Annotated in this window: 18 protein-coding genes; 7 read left to right on the plus strand and 11 right to left on the minus strand. The window is 57.6% G+C overall.

The annotated features are described in order from the left end of the window. The first annotated feature begins 60 nt into the window (after positions 1-60). Both CHB79_RS09820 and CHB79_RS09825 read left to right on the plus strand, forming a co-directional pair. Positions 61-537: a prepilin peptidase gene (locus CHB79_RS09820; protein WP_089359727.1), complete on the plus strand. Its 477-nt coding sequence runs from the start codon at positions 61-63 to the stop codon at positions 535-537. Positions 538-686: 149 nt separating this feature from the next. Then, positions 687-1,463, plus strand: a complete 777-nt coding sequence (locus tag CHB79_RS09825; protein ID WP_010490616.1) for a response regulator transcription factor — start codon at positions 687-689, stop codon at positions 1,461-1,463. Between the two features lie 86 nt (positions 1,464-1,549). On the opposite strand, the gene CHB79_RS09830 is transcribed toward CHB79_RS09825, so the two are convergent. From CHB79_RS09830 to cpaB, 9 genes are all read right to left on the minus strand, one after another. Then, positions 1,550-3,619: a TadG family pilus assembly protein gene (locus CHB79_RS09830; protein WP_089359728.1), complete on the minus strand. Its 2,070-nt coding sequence runs from the start codon at positions 3,617-3,619 to the stop codon at positions 1,550-1,552. Positions 3,620-3,719: 100 nt separating this feature from the next. Then, on the minus strand, positions 3,720-4,022 hold the full coding sequence (locus CHB79_RS09835; RefSeq protein ID WP_089359729.1) for a DUF3613 domain-containing protein: 303 nt from the start codon (positions 4,020-4,022) through the stop codon (positions 3,720-3,722). Next, the gene (locus tag CHB79_RS09840) at positions 4,019-4,807 is read right to left on the minus strand and encodes a tetratricopeptide repeat protein (RefSeq protein WP_089359730.1); all 789 of its coding nucleotides are present in this window, start codon (positions 4,805-4,807) and stop codon (positions 4,019-4,021) included. Before CHB79_RS09840 ends, CHB79_RS09835 begins: the two co-directional genes overlap by 4 nt. Beyond that, positions 4,804-5,706: a type II secretion system F family protein gene (locus CHB79_RS09845; RefSeq protein ID WP_010490610.1), complete on the minus strand. Its 903-nt coding sequence runs from the start codon at positions 5,704-5,706 to the stop codon at positions 4,804-4,806. Before CHB79_RS09845 ends, CHB79_RS09840 begins: the two co-directional genes overlap by 4 nt. Before the next feature lies 1 nt (position 5,707). Next, a complete protein-coding gene (locus tag CHB79_RS09850; protein WP_089359731.1) occupies positions 5,708-6,589 on the minus strand; it encodes a type II secretion system F family protein in 882 nt (293 codons plus the stop codon). Beyond that, positions 6,586-7,857, minus strand: coding sequence for a TadA family conjugal transfer-associated ATPase (locus CHB79_RS09855; protein WP_089359732.1), 1,272 nt, complete (start codon positions 7,855-7,857; stop codon positions 6,586-6,588). Before CHB79_RS09855 ends, CHB79_RS09850 begins: the two co-directional genes overlap by 4 nt. Then, positions 7,854-9,026: a CpaE/TadZ family protein gene (locus tag CHB79_RS09860; protein ID WP_089359733.1), complete on the minus strand. Its 1,173-nt coding sequence runs from the start codon at positions 9,024-9,026 to the stop codon at positions 7,854-7,856. Before CHB79_RS09860 ends, CHB79_RS09855 begins: the two co-directional genes overlap by 4 nt. 9 nt (positions 9,027-9,035) lie before the next feature. Further along, positions 9,036-10,226, minus strand: a complete 1,191-nt coding sequence (locus CHB79_RS09865; protein ID WP_176443177.1) for a type II and III secretion system protein family protein — start codon at positions 10,224-10,226, stop codon at positions 9,036-9,038. Between the two features lie 73 nt (positions 10,227-10,299). Further along, on the minus strand, positions 10,300-11,241 hold the full coding sequence (gene cpaB, locus CHB79_RS09870; protein WP_089359735.1) for a Flp pilus assembly protein CpaB: 942 nt from the start codon (positions 11,239-11,241) through the stop codon (positions 10,300-10,302). A 286-nt stretch (positions 11,242-11,527) separates the two neighbouring features. Here cpaB and CHB79_RS09875 point away from each other — a divergent pair, with 286 nt between their 5' ends. Both CHB79_RS09875 and CHB79_RS09880 read left to right on the plus strand, forming a co-directional pair. Beyond that, complete coding sequence (locus CHB79_RS09875; protein WP_245851417.1) at positions 11,528-11,764, plus strand: Flp family type IVb pilin; 237 nt, start codon at positions 11,528-11,530, stop codon at positions 11,762-11,764. 45 nt (positions 11,765-11,809) lie between these two features. After that, on the plus strand, positions 11,810-12,223 hold the full coding sequence (locus tag CHB79_RS09880; protein WP_089359736.1) for a response regulator: 414 nt from the start codon (positions 11,810-11,812) through the stop codon (positions 12,221-12,223). Between the two features lie 474 nt (positions 12,224-12,697). Here the strand turns inward: CHB79_RS09880 and CHB79_RS09885 are convergent, their stop codons facing one another. Continuing rightward, the gene (locus CHB79_RS09885) at positions 12,698-14,368 is read right to left on the minus strand and encodes a ShlB/FhaC/HecB family hemolysin secretion/activation protein (protein WP_010490595.1); all 1,671 of its coding nucleotides are present in this window, start codon (positions 14,366-14,368) and stop codon (positions 12,698-12,700) included. Positions 14,369-14,465: 97 nt separating this feature from the next. Further along, positions 14,466-16,115 (minus strand): collagen-like triple helix repeat-containing protein, encoded by a 1,650-nt coding sequence (locus CHB79_RS09890; RefSeq protein WP_245851420.1) that lies wholly within the window; start codon positions 16,113-16,115, stop codon positions 14,466-14,468. A gap of 423 nt (positions 16,116-16,538) precedes the next feature. On the opposite strand from CHB79_RS09890, the gene CHB79_RS09895 reads away from it, so the two are divergent. The 3 genes from CHB79_RS09895 (at position 16,539) to CHB79_RS09905 (ending at position 19,580) form a co-directional block, all read left to right on the plus strand. Continuing rightward, the gene (locus tag CHB79_RS09895) at positions 16,539-16,988 is read left to right on the plus strand and encodes a DMT family transporter (RefSeq protein WP_089359738.1); all 450 of its coding nucleotides are present in this window, start codon (positions 16,539-16,541) and stop codon (positions 16,986-16,988) included. Positions 16,989-17,211: 223 nt separating this feature from the next. Next, positions 17,212-18,699, plus strand: a complete 1,488-nt coding sequence (locus CHB79_RS09900; RefSeq protein ID WP_089359739.1) for a SulP family inorganic anion transporter — start codon at positions 17,212-17,214, stop codon at positions 18,697-18,699. Positions 18,700-18,728: 29 nt separating this feature from the next. Beyond that, positions 18,729-19,580, plus strand: a complete 852-nt coding sequence (locus tag CHB79_RS09905) for a universal stress protein (RefSeq protein ID WP_010490588.1) — start codon at positions 18,729-18,731, stop codon at positions 19,578-19,580. Position 19,581 lies beyond the last annotated feature (1 nt).

The raw sequence follows: 19,581 nt of genomic DNA on the forward strand, positions 1-19,581 counted from the left end.
TACTTACAACCATGCACGAACGTACCATTTTGTTGTTTTTACTCACAGGCCCTTAACCTCATGAATACAGCCATATTGCTTCTCTGGCTGGCGATTTGCGCCTTGCAGGATGTCCAGAAAAAGCGCATTTCCAATTGGCTGACATTCGGTGGCATTGCCTTCGCCCTTTTCTATTTGTTGCTACGTGATCAAAGCCTGCTCGGCTACACCGCAGTAGATGCCTTTATCGCCGCGGGCTTCGCCGTATTACTCAGTCTGCCCGGCTACATGCTCAACAAACTGGGCGCGGCAGACCTCAAGCTTTTGCTATTTATTGGCCTTTGCGGCAACAGCCAGATACTGCTGATAACGATTGCCGCCGCGGGCATCTTTCTTCTCGCTTGGGCGGCCGCCGCCCAGAACATCTGGCCGACCCTCAGCCGCACAACCCAGGAGCGACTCAAATATCTGCAACCTCACTCCAAATCGACTTACCCCTACGGGCTATTTCTTTTTGGCGGATTTTTGACATCCCTTATTCTGACTAAAACTTTCTGAATACAGACAAAGTGCTATACCTTAAGTATGGGACGAGCGTACTGACTGTTTGAAACCACCAATCTTGAGCATTCAGCACTTATCGCCCGGGCTTTCGCTGCAAACACAACATCGATACTAAAAAAACTAAAATGACTGGATGAGCTGACATGGAAAGGCATCAACGCTTGATTAAACTCCTCGTTGTGGACGACGAGCCGGATATCGTTGACGAGCTTTGTGAGTTTCTTAGCCACAGCGGCTACACCTGTATTGGCTGTCACAGTGCGCACGAGGCAATAGAGTTGTTCTGCGCTGACCCGCAAATAGGCATTGTGCTGAGCGATTTGCACTTGCCGGGGAAAAGTGGCATCAGCCTGATCAACACCCTGGAGAAAACCTACGACGGTAATCGTCAGTTCGAGGCGATTATTTTCACGGGCCAAACCGAAACCCAGGATGTGGTCGCGGCTATGCGCGCAGGGGTTGCCGACTTCTATCAAAAACCCATCAATATGGATGAAGTTGGCCGGGCGGTCCGACGCCTTGAACGGCACTTGCAGGAACGCCTCGACGATGGCGCCAAGCTCGACCAGATGAACCAGAAGCTGCATTTTTTGGCTGAGTCGATCGGTGAGCTGCACCTGGACCTGCACCAGATGCGCAGCCACTTTGGCCAGACTGAACCCAACCCTGCCACAGAATGTGCTGATGCAATCCCTGCGCACTTCAATCAATTGTCTCCGCGCCAACTGGAAGTCGCACGCCTGATTGGCAAGGGCTTGACCAACTATCAGATTGCTTGCGAGCTGGGGATTACCGAAAACACGGTGAAACTCTATGTGTCGCAAGTACTGCGCCTGACCCACATGCATAACCGCACGCAATTGGCGCTGGCGTTGTCGCCGAATCGAAAGAGTGAAGGCTCTGCGGCGATCGCTCACTAAATGGCTGCTGCGCCGAGCGCGCAGCTGTCCTTTGACCTGCTGATTCGCAGGGCCTGATTTAACTCGAACACAGTGCGCGCCGGGGTTCATAGCAGCAACTCGGCGCGACTGCCGCAGGTCAGGTTGGCGCCCACATCGGCCTTGGCCAACTCAATGCCCAGACCATTGAGCAGGGTATCGACCAAGGGATCAACCAGCGGCGCAAGTACGCCCTGAATCACACCTTCCAAACTACCCAGCAGTGAGCTGATAAGGTTAACTGAAGTCGTTATCAGGCCATCCAGCAAGCCTGGACTGCTGCTGGCATAGGGCTCAAGATCAATACCCGCCAAGGTTGTGGCCAAACTACCCGCCACGTTGTTATTGGCGTTAGCAGACTGGTAATAAGGCGTCTCGCCAACATTTGGCAGTTCATTTGCGCTGGGCGCACTGTAGAGCAAGGGCGGCGCATTAACCCCACTGCCAATCACGCTGGAGTTAAGGGTAAGGCCAAGTCCGGAGCGAACGGTAAATGCAGCTTGCTTGCGGTCTGACACCCAGCTTCCGCTGGTTGTTTGCCACTGAGGATCGAAGCAAATAGTCAGCAGGCATGATGTTGGCCTGACCCTTTGCTCGCCGAGTTTGATCAAAGCCAATGGGGCCGCGACAGGTAGGTTGGGCGAGTTGAATACCTTATCCCGAACATCTGCCGGATCATCGCCCAATTGCCCAACGGCCAGGTTCAAAGCGGATGTCGTCACATCCACTTCAAGGGTCTTATCGGTGCTGCTGGTACAGCTGTAATCGGTAACCCGTGCCTGGGCCTCGGCGACATCCAGCATCACATCAATCCGACCACCAGGCAGTACCTGTGCAGCACTGATGCTTTTACTTGCGCATGGTCCACAAAGAATTCCCTGCACCAGATCACCGACTGCCCCGAGCAAGTTAAGGTTGAGAACGCTATTCAAAAAGCTGCCAACAGATGAGGTAGCACCCGCAGGCTGTAAAAGGCTATCCAAAGCATTGGTCGTCCCACTCAAATCAATACTCAATGCGGTGCGGATTTGCGCCGAGCGCACGGCAATCTGGTTCGGCCCATAGGGATCGGCCTTGGCCAGCTCGGGGTTACCAATCGCCGACAGCTGTGGCGGTTCTATGACCTTGATATTCAGGGTTACATTGCTCAGCCCTGGTACCGTAATGGGCAGGCTGGCAATGGCGGCGCTTTTACTGTTGGCCAGCTCGATCGTGCCCTGGACCAACTGCAGAAGATTGAGCGCGGTATCCAGCCCCGCCTTCTGCGTGGCGCTTTGGACATTGATCAGGTCGCTCAATTGCAGCAGTGGCGAGGCGGCTGGTACCACAGCGGAAAGGGCATTAAGCCCTGCAATCGCCGCATCCAGATCGGCGCTCGTACCCGCCTGCTGCAGCGTGGTGGCGGCCACATCCAACAAGGTGCCAAGCGACAGGTTTTCATCGAGCACGGACTGGTAATCGCCCACGGTAATGCCCTGGTTGATAGCCAGTTGATCGAGGTAATCCACAAGGTTTATCTGGCTCTTGGCCAAACCATCCCAGCCCACAGCCGAGAGATTGACCGAGCCTCCGAGCAAACCACCCACCAGTGCATTGAGCAGCGGCGACTGGGTGGAATCAACCGTTGCCAAGGTCGTGCGCAAGGTCAATGCGGCAAGCGGCTCACGCTTGGCGGCAACCGCTTGGGCGGCAATAGTCACCTGCTCGCCAAATAGTCCGCCCAGAATCAGGCTGGCGGGCACCTCGCGCCGGGCATCGACTTGGATCGCGCTGCCCGTGATATCGGCAAGAAAGCTGCGGCGGCTGCCACTTTCATCGACATTCCCGCAGGTGGCAACCAAGGTGCGCTTGGCATCAAGGGTGAAGCCATTGCGGACTTGCGCGTTCTCGGCCGCATAGCTTTGCGCGGTCGTGGCCCCGGCCCCGGCTTGGCAATTTCCATCACGCAACACCGCTTCCAGCGCCGCCATATCCGCCACCCGCTGAAGGCTGCGCTTTTCCAGATACAGGCGGCCCGTGTCGATTGCCAGCATCAAAAAGGTAAGCGCCATCAGCATCACCAAGGCGGCCATGATGCCGATCGCACCGCGCTGGCGTTGATAGCTCAGTGCATATTGAGGAGAACATCTGCCTGCCATGCTCGTGCTCCTGCGCGTTGATGAAACAACTGCAACCTGTCCACCATCGTTGTATCTATCCACCGTCGAGATGGCGGACAAGAAAGCGTTGTCCGCCCTGCTAGTTGCTGCCTCCCGTTGACATTTTCCCGCCCTGCTCCTGTTCGTAAAACTCGGGGATCGGGTGGCTGTAACTGTCGAGCCAGCGCTGGTAAGCCAGTTCACGCTCGGCGGGGGTCGCGGTTTGTAGTTTCGTGGACGCAGCCCGCCCCTCACGCTGGATAGCCAACCAACTTTCGGTTTTTGAATTCTGGGGTATCGGCCTGGTGGTCGCGGCGTCCCCGGCCTGTGAAGGAACAGGCACAAGCAAGCCCAACACCAGCAAACCGCAAATGGCCAGAGGCTTTATGGATGAGCTATTCATGGTTGGATGTCCTGTTGAATTAGGCTGACGGCCTCACCGATTACACCTACAGATGCGACAGCGGCTGAGCCACCAGTCGAATCACTTGCGCCATCCTGGGTAGCCAGTGGCAGCGGGGTTGCAGCTGATTTCAGCTGTTCGGATCGCTGCAACGCTTCACGAACCTGCGCCGCGCTCAAGTGCAGACGCGAGACCAGGTCAGCGGCTTGCTGCGATTTGTTTTCCACAAACAACAGGGCCAGCAGATTGGTCGTTGGCAAGCTGTCTGACTGACTCAGCTCCACGGCGGTCAGAAACTCGAACCGTGCATCGTCAGTACGCTTTTGTGTGAGATAAACCACGCCAAGGTCATTGCGAATCTTGGCGTCGGTGGGAGCCAACGCTGCGGCGCGTTCGAGCCGTTGCATGGCCTCGACCTGATCACCGCGCGCGGCAGCAAGTTGCCCAAGCCCTTGCTCGCCGGCGGCGCTCAGGCAAGTCCCGATCAGGCTTTGATAAAGCGCTTGCGCCTCTCCGCGACCAATGCTGCGCATGATCCGTGCCTGGCGTAGGCGCACCTCGGGCGAGGATTGCGGCAACCCCTGCAAGTTGGCCAGCGCCGCATACAGGCGTCCCTCGTCCGCCATTTCTTTGGCCAGGTTCAGCGCCAACTCCTGTTCCTGGCTGGGTTTGTTGGCACAGGCTTTACCGCTATCGGCGGCATATCCGGGCATCACCTGGTTCGACGCGCAGCCAGTTAAAACCGCTGCGCACAACGCGCTGCAAAACACTGTTGCCAACTTCATGAAATACCTCCAAGTGCGCGGCCTATTGCGCTCATGCCTGGCCCGGCAAGGACGATCAGCAATGCAGGAAACAGAAACAGCATCATCACCACTGACATCTTTCCTGACAGCTTGGAGATGTACTCCTGCAGGTTGGTCAAGCGGCGTTCATCCAGTAGTTTTTTCAGCGCCAGCAAAGAACTCATTGCGCCGCCGCCCTGGCGAATCAGTTGTTGCAGAATCGCCAGGCTGTCACTCAGCTCATCGACATCCAACTGCTTGCCCATGATGCTAAGTTCGTCGGCCAGTTCCAGGCCTGAGTCAACATGCTTGAGCACCGCATCGAGCTCCGTGGTCAGTACCGGCAGCAATTTTTTACTTTCCAGGCTGATAACCCGCAAAGACTGCTCAACCGTCAAGCCGGCATCGAATAAGATGCGCAACAGCGGAATGAATATGGAGACTTCGTTAACCAGTTGCTGCTGACGCCGGGTCGCGGTCATAGCCAGCACCCGCTTGGGCAACAGAAAACCGCAACCCAGGGCCAGTATCCAGTACACCCAGGCCTTTTCCGGAGGCTGCGCCAGGAATGAAATGACCAGGACTACCAGCCCCAACATAAGAAATGGCAGCAGGAGTTGGCAGGCCATGTAGAACGCCCGCTGATGAGCCCGACGCCAACCGATGCGGTTAAGCAGTAGGTGCGTCTCACCATCCATGCTCAGCAACTTGCGCCCCAGGCCACTGCGACCAAGCTGCTGGATAAGTACATCGCCGCGCCGGTGCTTGTGATCGGCTTGCTCACGGCTACCGCTCAGGCGCTTGGCGACAACAGCCCGCACCCGTTGTTGCTGCACCGCATTGGCAATCAACAAGGCTGCCGCCATGGACAGCAGCAAGACCATCGCAGCCCAGGCCATGTCAGATACTCCTCAGCATGCGCCAGAGCATCAGGGTGCCCAGCACTTGCAGGATAAAGGCACACAGGAGCATTTTCTGGCCGCTGCTATCGAGCCACATGCTCATCAAATAGCTGGGGTTGACCGCCAATATATAGGCGGCCATCGAAATCGGGAGCAAGCCCAGAACCACGGCCGTCAGCCGGGTTTCACCGGTCATTGCACGAAGCTGCCGGGCGATTTGCTCGCGCTCCTGGATCACTTTGATCAGGCCTGCCAACAATTCGCTGGCACTGCCACCAAAGCGATGATTGACCTTGACCCCCAAGGCGAGAATCCGCAGCTCCTCTTGCTCATAGAGTTCGGCGACATCATCCAATGCCTCCGGCAAGCTGACCCCGAGTTTGACGTTGCGCTGCACCCGCGCCAATGCGCCATGCAGGGGCTCCGGAGCGTTATCGATCCCCTTGACCAGGGCATCACCCAGGGTTCGGCCAGTCTGCAGGCTGCGCATGACCTGGTCGAGCATCTGCGGCAACTGATGCACCACCCGCCGCAGGCGCCGACGATAACGCCAACCAAGCAGCATATGCAGGCCCAATGGCGGCAACACCAGCGCAAACAAGGTAAACAGCCAGCCGCCGAGCAACTGGCTCAGCACCAGCAGTACCATCCAGAGGCTGAACAAGAGTCCAAGCCGCTCGCTGGGCAGCTTCAAGCCGGCGCGCAGGAAGGCACGTTCCAGCCAGCCCCAACGACTGTCCTTGATCATTTCCGGCTTGGCTTGACCGAGCCGCTCAATGACCTGCTCGGCACGTGACTGGCGCCAACCGTACTGCATCACCAGCAGGCCCAATGCCGCCAACACCAGGCAGACTGCAGCCAGCAGCAGCGGCGCGCTCATTGCAGTTCCCGCCAGGCATGCTGGAGTTTTTCACTGGCAGGGTTCATGGCTTCGCGGAGGAACTTGCCGGAATGACGTTCGAGCCGGAACAAGGTATTGGTCACGTAGACATCATCCCGAATGCCCACCACCTCGACCACTTCACTGACGCAACGGCGGCCATTGGGCAGGCGGGTGAGCTGGATAACGATGTCGAGCGCAGCACAGATCATCTGGCGCAAGGTACGCTCGGCGACCTGACGGCCAGTGAGCCCGACCAGGGTTTCCAGGCGCAGTAACGCATCCTGCGCGCTGTTGGCATGCACGGTGCTCATTGAGCCGTCATGGCCGGTGTTCATGGCCTGCAGCACGTCGATCACTTCCACGCCGCGAATCTCACCAAGAATGATTCGGTCCGGGCGCATCCGCAAGGCGTTACGAATCAGGTCACTGGCCGCCACCTCACCATGACCTTCGGCATTGGGCGGGCGTGTTTCCAGGCGTACAACGTGCGGGTGGTTAAGCTGCAACTCGGCGGTGTCTTCGATGGTGACAATCCGCTCGTGGTCTGCAACCAACAAGCTCATGACATTGAGCATGGTGGTCTTGCCGGTGCCGGTGCCGCCGCTGACCAGAACATTACAGCGCTGGCTCACGGCCAGCCGGATAAATTGCAGGACGGCTTCATCAACCGACTGGTGCGCGAGCAAATCCGCGCTTTGCAGCAAGTCCTTGCGAAACTTACGCACTGACAGGCAAGGACCATCAAGGGCGATTGGCGGGATAATCGCATTGACCCGGCTGCCATCCGGCATACGTGCATCGACCATTGGGCAAGATTCATCAAGCCGGCGCCCAAGCGGGGCCAGGATTCGCTGAATGACTCGCTGCACATGCTGGTCATCAATAAAACGCAGGTCGCTCTGATGGAGCATGCCGTCGCGCTCGATAAACACGCGATTGGGGCCATTGACCAGAATCTCGGTCACCGAGCTGTCATGCAGCAACACCTCGAGCGGGCCAAAACCGGTGAGTTCATCGACCAGTTCTTCGGCCAGCCGCTCCATTTCGTAACGCGACACGGCCAGATGATGACGGTTGACGTAATCCACCACCCGATCCGTGACAAAACGTGAAACCTGGGGCCTTGGGCTTTCAAGAATATTGACCCCTTCATCGTCGATGGCATCGATGATAAAACGGTGCAGGATCAGCTTCAGGCCCTGGCCGTCATATTGACCTTCCTGGCTGTAGCGAGCGGTGCCACCAAACAGTGTTTCGCCACTCATGCGGACTTCCTCCTCGGCCATGGCCAGCGTGATGCCCGCGCATCTTTACGGCGCTCGGCCAGCAGGCAACCCAACTGGCGCAGCGCCTTGCTGATCCGCTCACGGGGCGCCACATCGAACAAACTACGCCCCAGGTTGCGCGCACTCATTCGCACTTCGGGGCTGGAAGGCAGCACTTCGATCACCGGTAGCGCGAAGGTCTTGCCCAGGGTTTCGCTGTCCGGGGCGACGCTGGGCATGTACCGGTCAACCAGCAAGCTGGCGTTGTGTAGCTTGAGCCCGGCCTCTCGCCAGTTGGCCAGCAGTTCAAGATTGCGCTGACAACCAGAAACCCCTTGATCGGTGCACCACAGCAAGCGTTCGGCGTTACTCACAAACAGGCGTAGCGCCTCGCTGTCGGGCTGGCCTGCAAGATTGACCACAATAAACTGGAAGTGCTGGCGCAGCGCCCCGAGCAGCAGGTACAACTCCGCTGCCGTGGCCGTTTCAAGAGGCTGATCCTTGGCCGCTTGCGAGAGGACACGCATGCCACAAGCGGTTTGGCTGAAGGCACTGTCGATCAGGCTTGCATCCATACGTCGGATATTGCGCATGGCATCGGCAAAATTGAATGACGCCTGCAACCCCAGGGTGGCCAAGCCCTCGCCTGGCGGCAATCCCAAGTCGAGGAGCAAGGTGGTTTGACTGGTCTGGGAGATCGCCAGTGCCAAGTGGCTGGAAATCACACTTGCATCGATATCCTGCTGGCGACAATACAAGGCTATCAGCTTGCCGGCTTGGGGACTCGGTTGCAGGCTCGGCATGCGTCGACTCAGGTGACGCACCAAGCCCGTCACCTCGCTGGTACGCGCGCCGTAGGCAATAAAGTCACGCGCCCCAGCACGCATGGCGCTCAATACCAACTGGTTATCCAGGCCATCGCCCAGCGCCACAATTGCCAGCATCGGCTTGGCTTCAAGCACGCCTTCGATCAGTGAGCTCTGCGCCACCAGGTTTTCCCGATCAAGGCCGACAAATAACAACCCGGCACCGGTCACGTCTGCCAGCGATAGCACTTCGTTCAAGGCACCATGACCGACTTTGAGCACTTCGCCCAACGAGCTCAATGAGCCCCGCAGCCATTCAAGGTCGGCGTCATTACGGGTCAAGGCTAAAAATGTCTGACTCATAATCAACCCCTATTGCGACAAGCCGGAGCGTTTGTCGAAATTGCCGTTCTCGAAGAAGTACATCTTGAAAAAGTTCGGATCGTAAGTACGCAGGTTTTCCCCTGGCAAAGAAGGCATTTGTGCATCGGCCGCAAGCGGCTGGACCAGATGAGGCGTGACGACCATCAGCAGCTCACGGTCTTCGCGGTTGATGTTGGTCGAACGAAAGAAGGCGCCCAGGATCGGGATGTCGCCCAGGCCAGGAAACTTGTCCAGCTGGGCGGTATTGCTGCTGCTGATCAAGCCGCTGATCACAAAGCTCTCACCATCCGCCAGGCTGATGCTGGTGTCTGTGCGTCGTACATTCAGCGCCGGAACCACGGTGCCGGCGATCTCGATACCGGCGGCGAAATTCAACTCGCTCACCTCGGGGGCGACCTTGAGGTTGATCCGGTTGGACCCCACCACTGTCGGCGTCAGGGTCAAGCGCACGCCGTACTCCTTGTATTCGATGCTGATGTTGTCACTGCCGCTGCTTGGCACCGGGACAGGGAATTCGCCACCGGCAAGGAAACTTGCACTCTGGCCACTCAGCGCAACCAGGCTGGGTTTGGCCAGGGTGTAGGCGAAACCGCTGCCCTCCAGGGCATTCAAGATCCCCAGCACTTTGCTGCTGCCGCCGCCGAAGACAACATTGAAGCCGTTGTTCACCAGCGGGATTGCCGGACTGATACCACCCACCTGACCGGGAGAAACAGTTACCCCGCCGACAGTACCTGGCGCGCCGAAGAGAAAGTTGTTGGAGCCGGTGCCAAATATCGAGGTGCTCGCCTGTTTCATCTTGCTGCGGCTGACTTCGACAAAGCGGATGTCCGTCTGCACCTGGCTGATAGGCAGTTGCAGAGGGTCGGGATGAACAGGCCGGGCCAAGGCAGCCGTTGCCACACCTTCGACATAGACCATGCTGCTGCGTGGCTCGGCGCTGCATGAGGTCCAGACCATCAGGCTGGTAGCGCCCGACTTTTTACCGGTCAGCAAAAAACTGTCATTACCGGTCAAACGCACGTCGGCGGTTTCAGGATCACCCACCGCCAGACGCTTGATCGCCATTGGATAACGGATTTGCTGCTGCATGCCTTGCCCTACTTCAATCACCGCGGACACTGCCGCAAGTGATGAGCAAGCCGCCGGTGCAGCCAACAGCAATGAGGGGTGAAGCATGCCGCAGCCAATAAGGCCCAGGGTGAAAGCGATCCGACGACTCATACAGATCATGCTTTGGCTTCCTTGCAGGTCAGGGTGTTTGCCAAGAATTTTCTACGCCGCGAAACACCTGGACTCCAGGGCTGCGGGCAACAGCGCGCGGGCTTGTCACCGCACGCGGTGACGCCCTGCCCTCAAGACTCTTGAGCGGCAGCAGGCTGCGGGTTTTATCATCGAGCGCCGCCAGATTGGTCTCACCTGCGGCGTAACGCTTGTGCAAGTCTTCGTCAGCACTGCGCACGGCCAGGCGCAAAGTACCGGCCTGGCTGGCCAGCATCAGGCGAGTCACCAACTCCTGCGGTACCGCAAGCACGACGCTGCGACCGGCCTTGGGTTGCTTTTTCGCGTCGTCCTTGTCTTTGATCTGCACCGCCTGGCCATTGAGGTTCGGCCCCAGCTCCTGGCCATAACTCAAGAGCCGCACAGCAGGCACTGCAACCTGAGCGGTTTGCTGCTTTTGGCCGTCCTGTTCCTGCATGAATAGCAGCACATCCACATAGTCTCCGGGACGCACATGGCCGCCACCGCTGATAACCTCATCAACCGCAACGGCGACTGCACGCTCCTGTGGACGAATCATCTGCGCCAGCGGACCGCCAGCGGCAAAGCTGTCCTCGCTCAGCCAGGTGCCCGCACCAATGGGGTTCCAGCTGCTGCGCCCGACAACCTGCTCGATACTTGAGAAGCTGCCTTGCGGCGCCACGCGCAGCTGCTCGATGGCAAGATCTTCAGCCTTGATCGGCACAAAGGGGGCTAATGCCTTGACTGCAACCACCACGGCTGAACGCTGTGCGTTATCTGCGGCCTCGTCGATACGCGTGCTCAGGGTTTGAGGTTGTGCAGTGACTGCTGGCGCTACGGCTGCATTATTGCTGGGTGGCGGTTGTTGGCTCAGCGTAATTCCCCAATACCCTGCAACCACTGCTCCCAGCAGTAAAACCCCAGCCAACGCCATGGTTACCCGGCTGTCCATGGTGACTTTCTCCTTTGCCCTGACAACTAGTGAATGCCTTATTGTTTTAAATGCGCGGCATCAATACAGGTGGCAGTAAACAGCTTTCCATCGCGCTCGCCACTCGGGCGTAAAACCCCGCGCCAAAGCGTTTACCGGCTTGTTACAGTGATAGCTGGAATTGCACCATTTCACCACTATGACTTTATAACTATACCCATGGGTCTAATTACTTTTTACAGTTGCGCTGGTGCCAGCTCTGGACAATGCTCAAGGTGCGAGTACGTCTGTATATAAGGAGATTAAGATGTCCCTGATTAATATGATTCGAAAACTGCATATAGCCGCCGTGGTTAAAGCCACCACCTTTCTAAAAGAAGAAAAAGGCGCGGCGGGCATTGAATATGCCATTACCGCAACCTTAGTTGCTGTGGTACTGGTCTCTTTCTCAAGCGATATCAAAACCGGGTTAGATACAGTTTTCGGGCAAATTTGCGACGCACTCGGCTCCGAGTGTGGGATAGCACCTACAGCCACTCCATAGTTCACGCTAACTTCATAAGTTAGTTATCAAACTAGGAGTTAGGCCATGCAGCATCAATCCAGCGAGCGCCACGAGCTGCTGTTGGTCGATGATGAAGAGGATATTCTGCTGGAGCTGGCAGAGCTGTTGGAGCTGGAGGGCTATTGCTGCCACACCGCAATATCGGTGCACAAGGCCCTCGAGCAACTGACCCACCATCCGTACATTGGGCTGGTGATCACCGACTTGCGCATGCCGGAAGAAAACGGTGCACAACTGATTCAGCACATGCGCGAGCATTGTTCGCGCCAACACTTGCCGATTATCGTTACCTCAGGTCACGCCGAAGCAGATGAAGTGGCTGACGTACTGGGGATGAATGTGATCGATTTTTTCAAGAAACCGATTTACCACACCCGACTGCTCGAGATCCTGCACCGACTGCTGCCGCCCATGCCGGTGCAGGCCGCACGCTACTGAGCGTCGGCTCGCTTTAACTCCACGCGCTCCCCGCCCTTAGTGGCCGGGAGCTTTTTTTATGTCTCAGTCGAGCACCTAGCCCGGTCATGGTGGACAAGCTGCGCGTTGTCGCACCCTACGGATGATATTCACCCCGTAGGGCGGACAGCGTTTTTCTGTCCGCCATTTACACCGCGAAACATGACTACCCGCCGACCCGTGGCAGACAAGCTGCGCGTTGTCACACCCTACGGAAGATATTTATCCCGTAGGACGGACAGCGTTTTTCTGTCCGCCATTTACACCACGAAACATGGCTACCCGCCGACCCGTGGCAGACAAGCTGCGCGTTGTCACACCCTACGGAAGATATTTATCCCGTAGGACGGACAGCGTTTTTCTGTCCGCCATTTACACCACGAAACATGGCTACCCGCCGATCCGTGGCGGACAAGCGGCGCACACCCTGCCCAGCGGTGTTCGTCCTGCACTGACTCAAAGTTGGTAGCTAAAACTGAAGGTCAGGCGTGGACGCCGGTTGTTGCTGTCCAGGGCGACGTCAGACATAGGTTTTGCCGCCTCCACAGAGATGTTGTAGTAACGCGCATCACCGAAGCGCAGGCCAAGCGCCGCCGAGGAGAGCTGCGAGGTCGGCAGTGGTGAGTCGTTGTACCAGCTGCGCGCCGCATCGACCGCGATGTAGGGCTGCAACAGCCGCAACCATTCGCTCTCGCGCCGGTAACTGTAGTTGAGCTCGTACGACGCGCCCCACCCCTTGTCGCCGGAAGCCTGGTCACTGGGGTAACCACGACCAAAGTTTTGCGCGCCAAGTACGACGGTTTCGGCATCCGGCAGGTTGTCATCGGTCCAGTACACAGCCGCCGAGATCACGCCCTGCCAGTTCGCCCAATACTGGTCACTTTGCACGCCGGACAAACGCAGTCGCAGGAAGTCCAGGTCATAAAGCGTGTTGTCCGTGTTCGCACCCATGCCATCGATGCCTTGGTAGAGGCCGGCACTGAGGATGCGCAAGCGCTGGCTATCGGCTTGGCGCCAGTCTGTTTCCAGGCCCAGCACCCGGATATCAGTGTCGTTATCGATACTCAGCGGAAACCCCACCACATCGAACTGGCTCTGGTCGTTGACCGCATACAGGCGCGCACCGGCTGTCCATAGCTGATCAGGCGCCGCAATCAACGGATGGGATAAGCCAATTGAGTAGCGGTCGTTCTGGCGCTTGCGGGTCAGCTCTATGCCATTATCCAGGCGCAGACGATCATGGGGCTCGCTCTTGTAGGTCGAGCCATAGAGGCTTAGCTGAGTGCCTTCGCTGCCGAGAAACTGGCTGTAATCGAGGCGGTAGTAGCGCTCTTCGTCCTCTCCAGGCGGAAACAAGCCGCTGACGGTGATTTGCTCGGCCATTGCGGTCTGGGCATTGCTGCTGCCCGACAATATCGCCTGGATATCATCCCGGCTGCTATCGCTCAAGTTCATGCTTGATGTCCATGGCTTACGCGATGCTTGCGCGATCAAGGTGGTGGCGCCATCGGTGGTGCCTGGCGGCGGAACCTGAGCACCGACAGAGACACCCGGGATCATTGTCAACAGCGTGGTGTAGCGCTCAAACGTCTTGCGAGTCAGCGGCCGCTCACCCTGAATCTTATCCAGCAACTTGCGCACGTAGTTGGACACAGCGCCAATGTCGCCACTCAGCTGGTAGTTCTTTACATAGCCCTCGACCAGCACGACACGCACCACGCCTTCGTTGAAAGACTGTGGCGGCAGGTAGGCATAGGACAATAAGTAGCCATCATCCTGATAGCGCTGGGTAATGCTGCGAGTTGCGCTGATCAATTCGCCGATACTGGCTTCACGACCCACCAGGGGTTGAAAGATCGCCGCCACGTCATTCAGGGAATAAACGCTGCCGCCGGCAACCTGGATATTCCTGACCATGACCTTGGAGCCCATCTGCAGCTGCGATGGCTGGGGTTCAGGCACCTGCAGCTCGGGAGTACTCGGTCGATAGGCGTCGACCGGAAGGTTGGGCGTCGGTAAATTTCGTTCGACATCATTGCTATTGAGATAACTTGGCAACTGTTGTGCTGCCAAGGCCAATTGAGAGCACGAAAGGCTCAGTAAAGCAGGGACTAACAAAGCGCGCATAGGACACTCCATGACCAAACTACTGACACGTTTGAAACCACACAAACAAAAATGACGCTGAACCCCAGGGAGAGGGCTCAGCGCCTAAGGCTGTCAACTATTTCCGGTTGAGCAGGCCACCAGTCAGACCACCACTTGCTCCACCGTTAGCAGCGACACCCGCACCTAAACCTCCCAGCAAACCGCCCAGTCCACCGGTTGAACCAGTTCCTGTTGTGGCACCTTTGACCAAGCCTCCCAGGGCGCCAACAGTCTGGCCAACAGTGTTCACGGTATTACCCACTTGCTTGATCACCGGGTTGTTGCTCGCCGCCGCAACCTGGGTTCCAAGACCGCTCACCACGCCACCCACCTGGTTCAGCGCAGCGTTGACCGGAGTATCAAGCTTGGTAGCAGCCCCGACTTGCTGGGTTACGCTGCTGACCCCACCTACCACCGGAGTCACAACCTTGCCCAGCGCCGCACCCGCTACAGTCAATGGTGCGGTCAGGCCAGAATTGGTGTTGGGCTGGCCGGTGCCACCGACCAAGGAACCAAGCGAGGCAACAGTCCCGCCAAGCGCCCCACCGTTACCGGCTGCGCCGCCGACAATGCCGTTGCCGCTGCCGATATTGATGCCCTGGCTAAGCGACTGCACCGCCCCACCTGTGGTTTCGAGCAAGCCGGCAACGGGGCCGCTGAGTTTGGTTTTCTCAGCCAGACCACTGGTTACACCACTTGTGGTTGCCACCAGACTGTTCAGTCCACCAACCGCCAAAGGCAGGCCTGTGGTGCCTTCGCCATCAGGCTTGACGTAGCCACCTGCTGCACCAGCAGTGCCGCCAACCCCTTTCAATACACCACCCACTGTTGTGGTCAATGCGTTACCGCCACCGACGCCACCCGCTTTGTCACCCAGCCCACCGAGGGTATCGCCCACCTTGGCAACCACACCGAATACAGGATCACCCAACCCGGTCGCAGTGCCGAGGGTTTGTGTTGTGCCCTCGACAATGCTCACCACAGGCACCAACACTTTTGAACCAAGCTGATCGGTCACCTGGCCCAAAGGCCCAGTGGTGCTGGCAATACTCAAGGTGTCACCCAGCATGGTCACACGCTCACCCACGCCATCGACAACGCCACCGACTTTACTGACGACGCCACCCACCAGCGGTACTTTCTGGATCGCGGCGCTGTCACCGACAAGCTGCAGCGAGTTCCCCACGCTGGAGACACCTGTGCCGAGATCGCCCACCGCATTGCCCACGCCTGCCACGGTAATACCTACCGAGTTGCTGTCCGTACCGAGTTGGCCCAGGCCATCGCTTAAACCGTCGCTGATGCTGTTGACCGCCGCACCTGTTGATGAAACCAAGCCACCTACGCCCGAGGTCAAGTCCGTGCTGCCTGCAATTGGCGTGTTGGAAATCTGATCACCCAGATCAGTTAAACCATCGCCAACAGCCCCGGTGGTGTTGCCAAGGTTATCCACAACATCGCCAGTCACCAGGGGCGTCTGGCCTGCACCAGGATCGGTGCCCGGATCTGGATCGGGATCTGGATTAGTCACCACCGGTGGATTACCTGTGCCATCGCCACCACCGCCGTTACCTGTTCCGCCACCATTGCCGGTACCTCCGCCATTACCAGTTCCACCGCCGTTGCCTGTGCCGTTGTCAACGGTGGCTGGGTCGGATGCACTGCCATCTACAACACTTTTCGAACCACCACCGCCACTGCTGCAACCCGCAGAGAGCGAAATCATTAGTATCAGCGCGAGTGCACTACTTGTTTTAATTATTGTGGAATTATTCATGATCAAAGTCCCTCTATAAGTGTTGTACATCTCAGGGCTTTAGTACTTCAAACCCCAGACAACCCGTGACTTATAAAAGTCCAATAACCCATTCACAACAACCCGTATCTTGGTATTAACAGTTTATATAACCCTCTCCCAACAGCGAGAAACTACTAACGAACGACTAGTCACAAAGTTATATACATTCGCCCCACAATTAACCACTCGCCTATTAAGCTATAGCCCTTACAACTTTAATTATCCAGCCTTTATTGTTATTGGATTGCCCAATTCATTGCATGTCGGGTCCGGCATGAAACTTTGGGTCTGTAGGCAGTGGCGGGTTTGCGGCATAATACGGCGCCCCTGCCTCACCCAAGGACATCATCCATGCCCGCACCGATCTGGTGGTTACTCGCCCTGCCCTTTATCGCAGGCGCCTGCCTGCCGTTACAGGCGGGTATCAATGGTCAATTAGCCAAACAGGTGTCGAGCGTACTGGCGGCGTCACTGATTTCCTTCGCAGTGGGCACCACGGCGTTGCTGCTGCTTGTATTGGCACAACGCGAAGTCCCCTCGCTTGGCGCACTCAAAGGGCTGACATGGTGGCACTGGTGTGGCGGCATGCTCGGCGTAATGTTTATTGCGACCGCTGCATTTGCAGGGCCAAGGGTAGGCGCCGTGTTGTTCATGGCGCTGGTGATTGCCGGGCAATTGACGATGGCGGTAACCCTGGATCACTTTGGTTGGGCCGGTTTCAAGGAAGCACCTATCAGCGCCGGAAAAATCGGCGGGTTGTTGTTGATTGTTGCCGGAATCTGGCTGATCCGACGCGGCTAGGCCTCCTGCCAGGCTGGAGGAGAGCCCTGATTTTACGAGGCTCCTGTGTTATTTTGCCGGCCAAATCACATCCGGCACCGCACTCGGTGCGCCTTTTCCAGGTGCCTGCAGGGTGCATCAAAAGTTTTAACCTGCACCCATAAGAATGGGTAACCCAGCTTTACTATCAAAAATTCGCGCGCGGCATAACAGCCGGCGGACATTCGCCTTATTGGAAACGCTCATGCTGCAAACACTGAAAAATACCTGGCTGTTCAATCTACGCGGCGACATTCTCGCCGGGTTGGTGGTGGCGCTGGCGCTGATTCCCGAGGCGATTGCCTTCTCGATCATCGCCGGCGTCGACCCCAAGGTCGGCCTGTACGCCTCGTTCTGTATCGCGGTGGTGATTGCTTTTGTCGGCGGTCGTCCAGGCATGATTTCCGCGGCCACTGGCGCCATGGCATTGCTCATGGTCACCCTGGTCAAGGATCACGGCCTGCAATACCTGCTGGCAGCCTCCTTGCTCTGTGGCGTGCTGCAAATCGGAGCGGGGTATCTCAAGCTGGGTTCATTGATGCGTTTTGTCTCGCGCTCGGTGGTGACTGGTTTTGTCAACGCCCTGGCGATCCTGATATTCATGGCGCAGTTGCCCGAACTGACAAACGTCACCTGGCATGTATATGCAATGACCGCAGCGGGCTTGGGCATCATCTACCTGTTTCCCTATGTACCGGTCGTAGGCAAGGTTATTCCTTCCCCGCTGGTGTGCATCTTGTCCTTGACCGCTGTCGCCATTGCCCTGGGCCTGGACATCCGAACCGTGGGTGACATGGGTGAACTGCCCGACACCCTGCCAATCTTCCTCTGGCCCGATGTGCCGCTGAACTTCGACACCTTGGCGATCATTTTCCCTTACTCGGCCGCCATGGCTGTGGTGGGCTTGCTGGAGTCGATGATGACCGCAACCATTGTCGACGACCTGACCGATACCAGCAGCGACAAGAACCGCGAATGCAAGGGCCAGGGCGTGGCCAATATTGCCTCCAGCCTGCTCGGCGGCATGGCCGGCTGCGCAATGATCGGCCAATCGGTGATTAATGTTAAATCCGGTGGGCGCGGACGTTTGTCGACGTTGATTGCCGGTGTGGTGCTGCTGATCATGGTGGTGTTCCTCAGCGACTGGGTGAGCAAGATCCCCATGGCTGCCTTGGTTGCGGTGATGATCATGGTTTCCATAGGCACCTTTAGCTGGGACTCGATTCGCAATCTCAAGCACTACCCGCTGTCGACCAACATCGTCATGCTGGCCACGGTGACCGTTGTGGTCTTCACCCATAACCTCGCCTACGGGGTTCTTGTCGGCGTGCTGCTGGCGGCCATGTTCTTCGCCAACAAGATTGGCCATTTCCTGTACATTGAATCCGAGATGGATGCAGCCGGCACACACCGTACCTACTCAGTCATCGGCCAGGTATTCTTCTCTTCATCGAGCAAGTTCACCGATGCCTTTGACTTCAAGGAAGCGATCGAGAAGGTCACCATTGACCTGACCCGCGCTCACTTCTGGGACATCACTGCGGTGGCGGCGCTGGATAAAGTGGTGCTCAAGCTACGCCGCGAGGGCACTGAGGTCATGGTGCTAGGCTTGAATGAAGCCAGTGCCACTATTGTCGACCGGTTCGGCGTACACGATAAGCCCGAGGCGGCAGACACCTTGATAGGTCACTGAGACACTTCGTATATCGATAAGGAATGCCCATGCCAGAAGTACTCGCCTGCATTGATGGTTCGACCACCGCCCCTGCTGTTTGTGATTACGCTGTGTGGGCAAGCCAGCGCCTGCAAACTTCACTGACCCTGTTGCATGTTCTGGACAAGACCCAGTACCCGCAACGCAGTGACCTGAGCGGCATCATCGGTCTTGGCACTCGCGAGCACTTGCTTGAAGAACTTGCCAGCGTGGATCAGCAACACAGCAAGCGAGCGCTGGAGCAAAGCCAGCAGATGCTCGAGGCGGCGCAACAACGTGCCATTCAGGCGGGTATTGAGTCGCCACTGACCCGCCAGCGACACGGTAGCCTGGTGGAAAGCCTCGTTGCCCTGGAAGAAAGCATTCGCTTGCTGGTCATCGGCCGCCACAGCACCACCAACGACAACATCGCAGAGCATGTAGGCAGCCAGCTGGAACCCGTCATTCGCACGTTGCAATGCCCGGCCCTGGTAACGTGCGGAGACTTCCTTGCACCGCAGAACTACCTGTTCGCCTATGACGGCAGCTTCACTGCGCGCAAGGCCTTGCAGAGAGTCGCAGACAGCCCGCTGCTGCAAGGGCTGCACTGCCATTTATTGATGGTTGGCAGCGACCGCGCTGCCTGCCAGGCCCTGCTCGAAGAGGCCGCCGAGGTCATCAGGCCCTCGGCCAGCGAGGTCAGCATTGCCTGGCGTGAAGCGGACGTAGAGCCTTCAATTCGTACCTACCAGTTGCAGCAGAAAATCGACCTGCTGGTGATGGGCGCTTATGGCCACTCACGCATTCGCCAGTTCCTGCTCGGCAGCACGACCAGCCAGCTGATCGCCTCAAGCCTCTGCCCTCTGTTGATTCTGCGCTGAG

This window comes from Pseudomonas segetis (genome assembly GCF_900188155.1).
Lineage (GTDB): Bacteria > Pseudomonadota > Gammaproteobacteria > Pseudomonadales > Pseudomonadaceae > Aquipseudomonas > Aquipseudomonas segetis.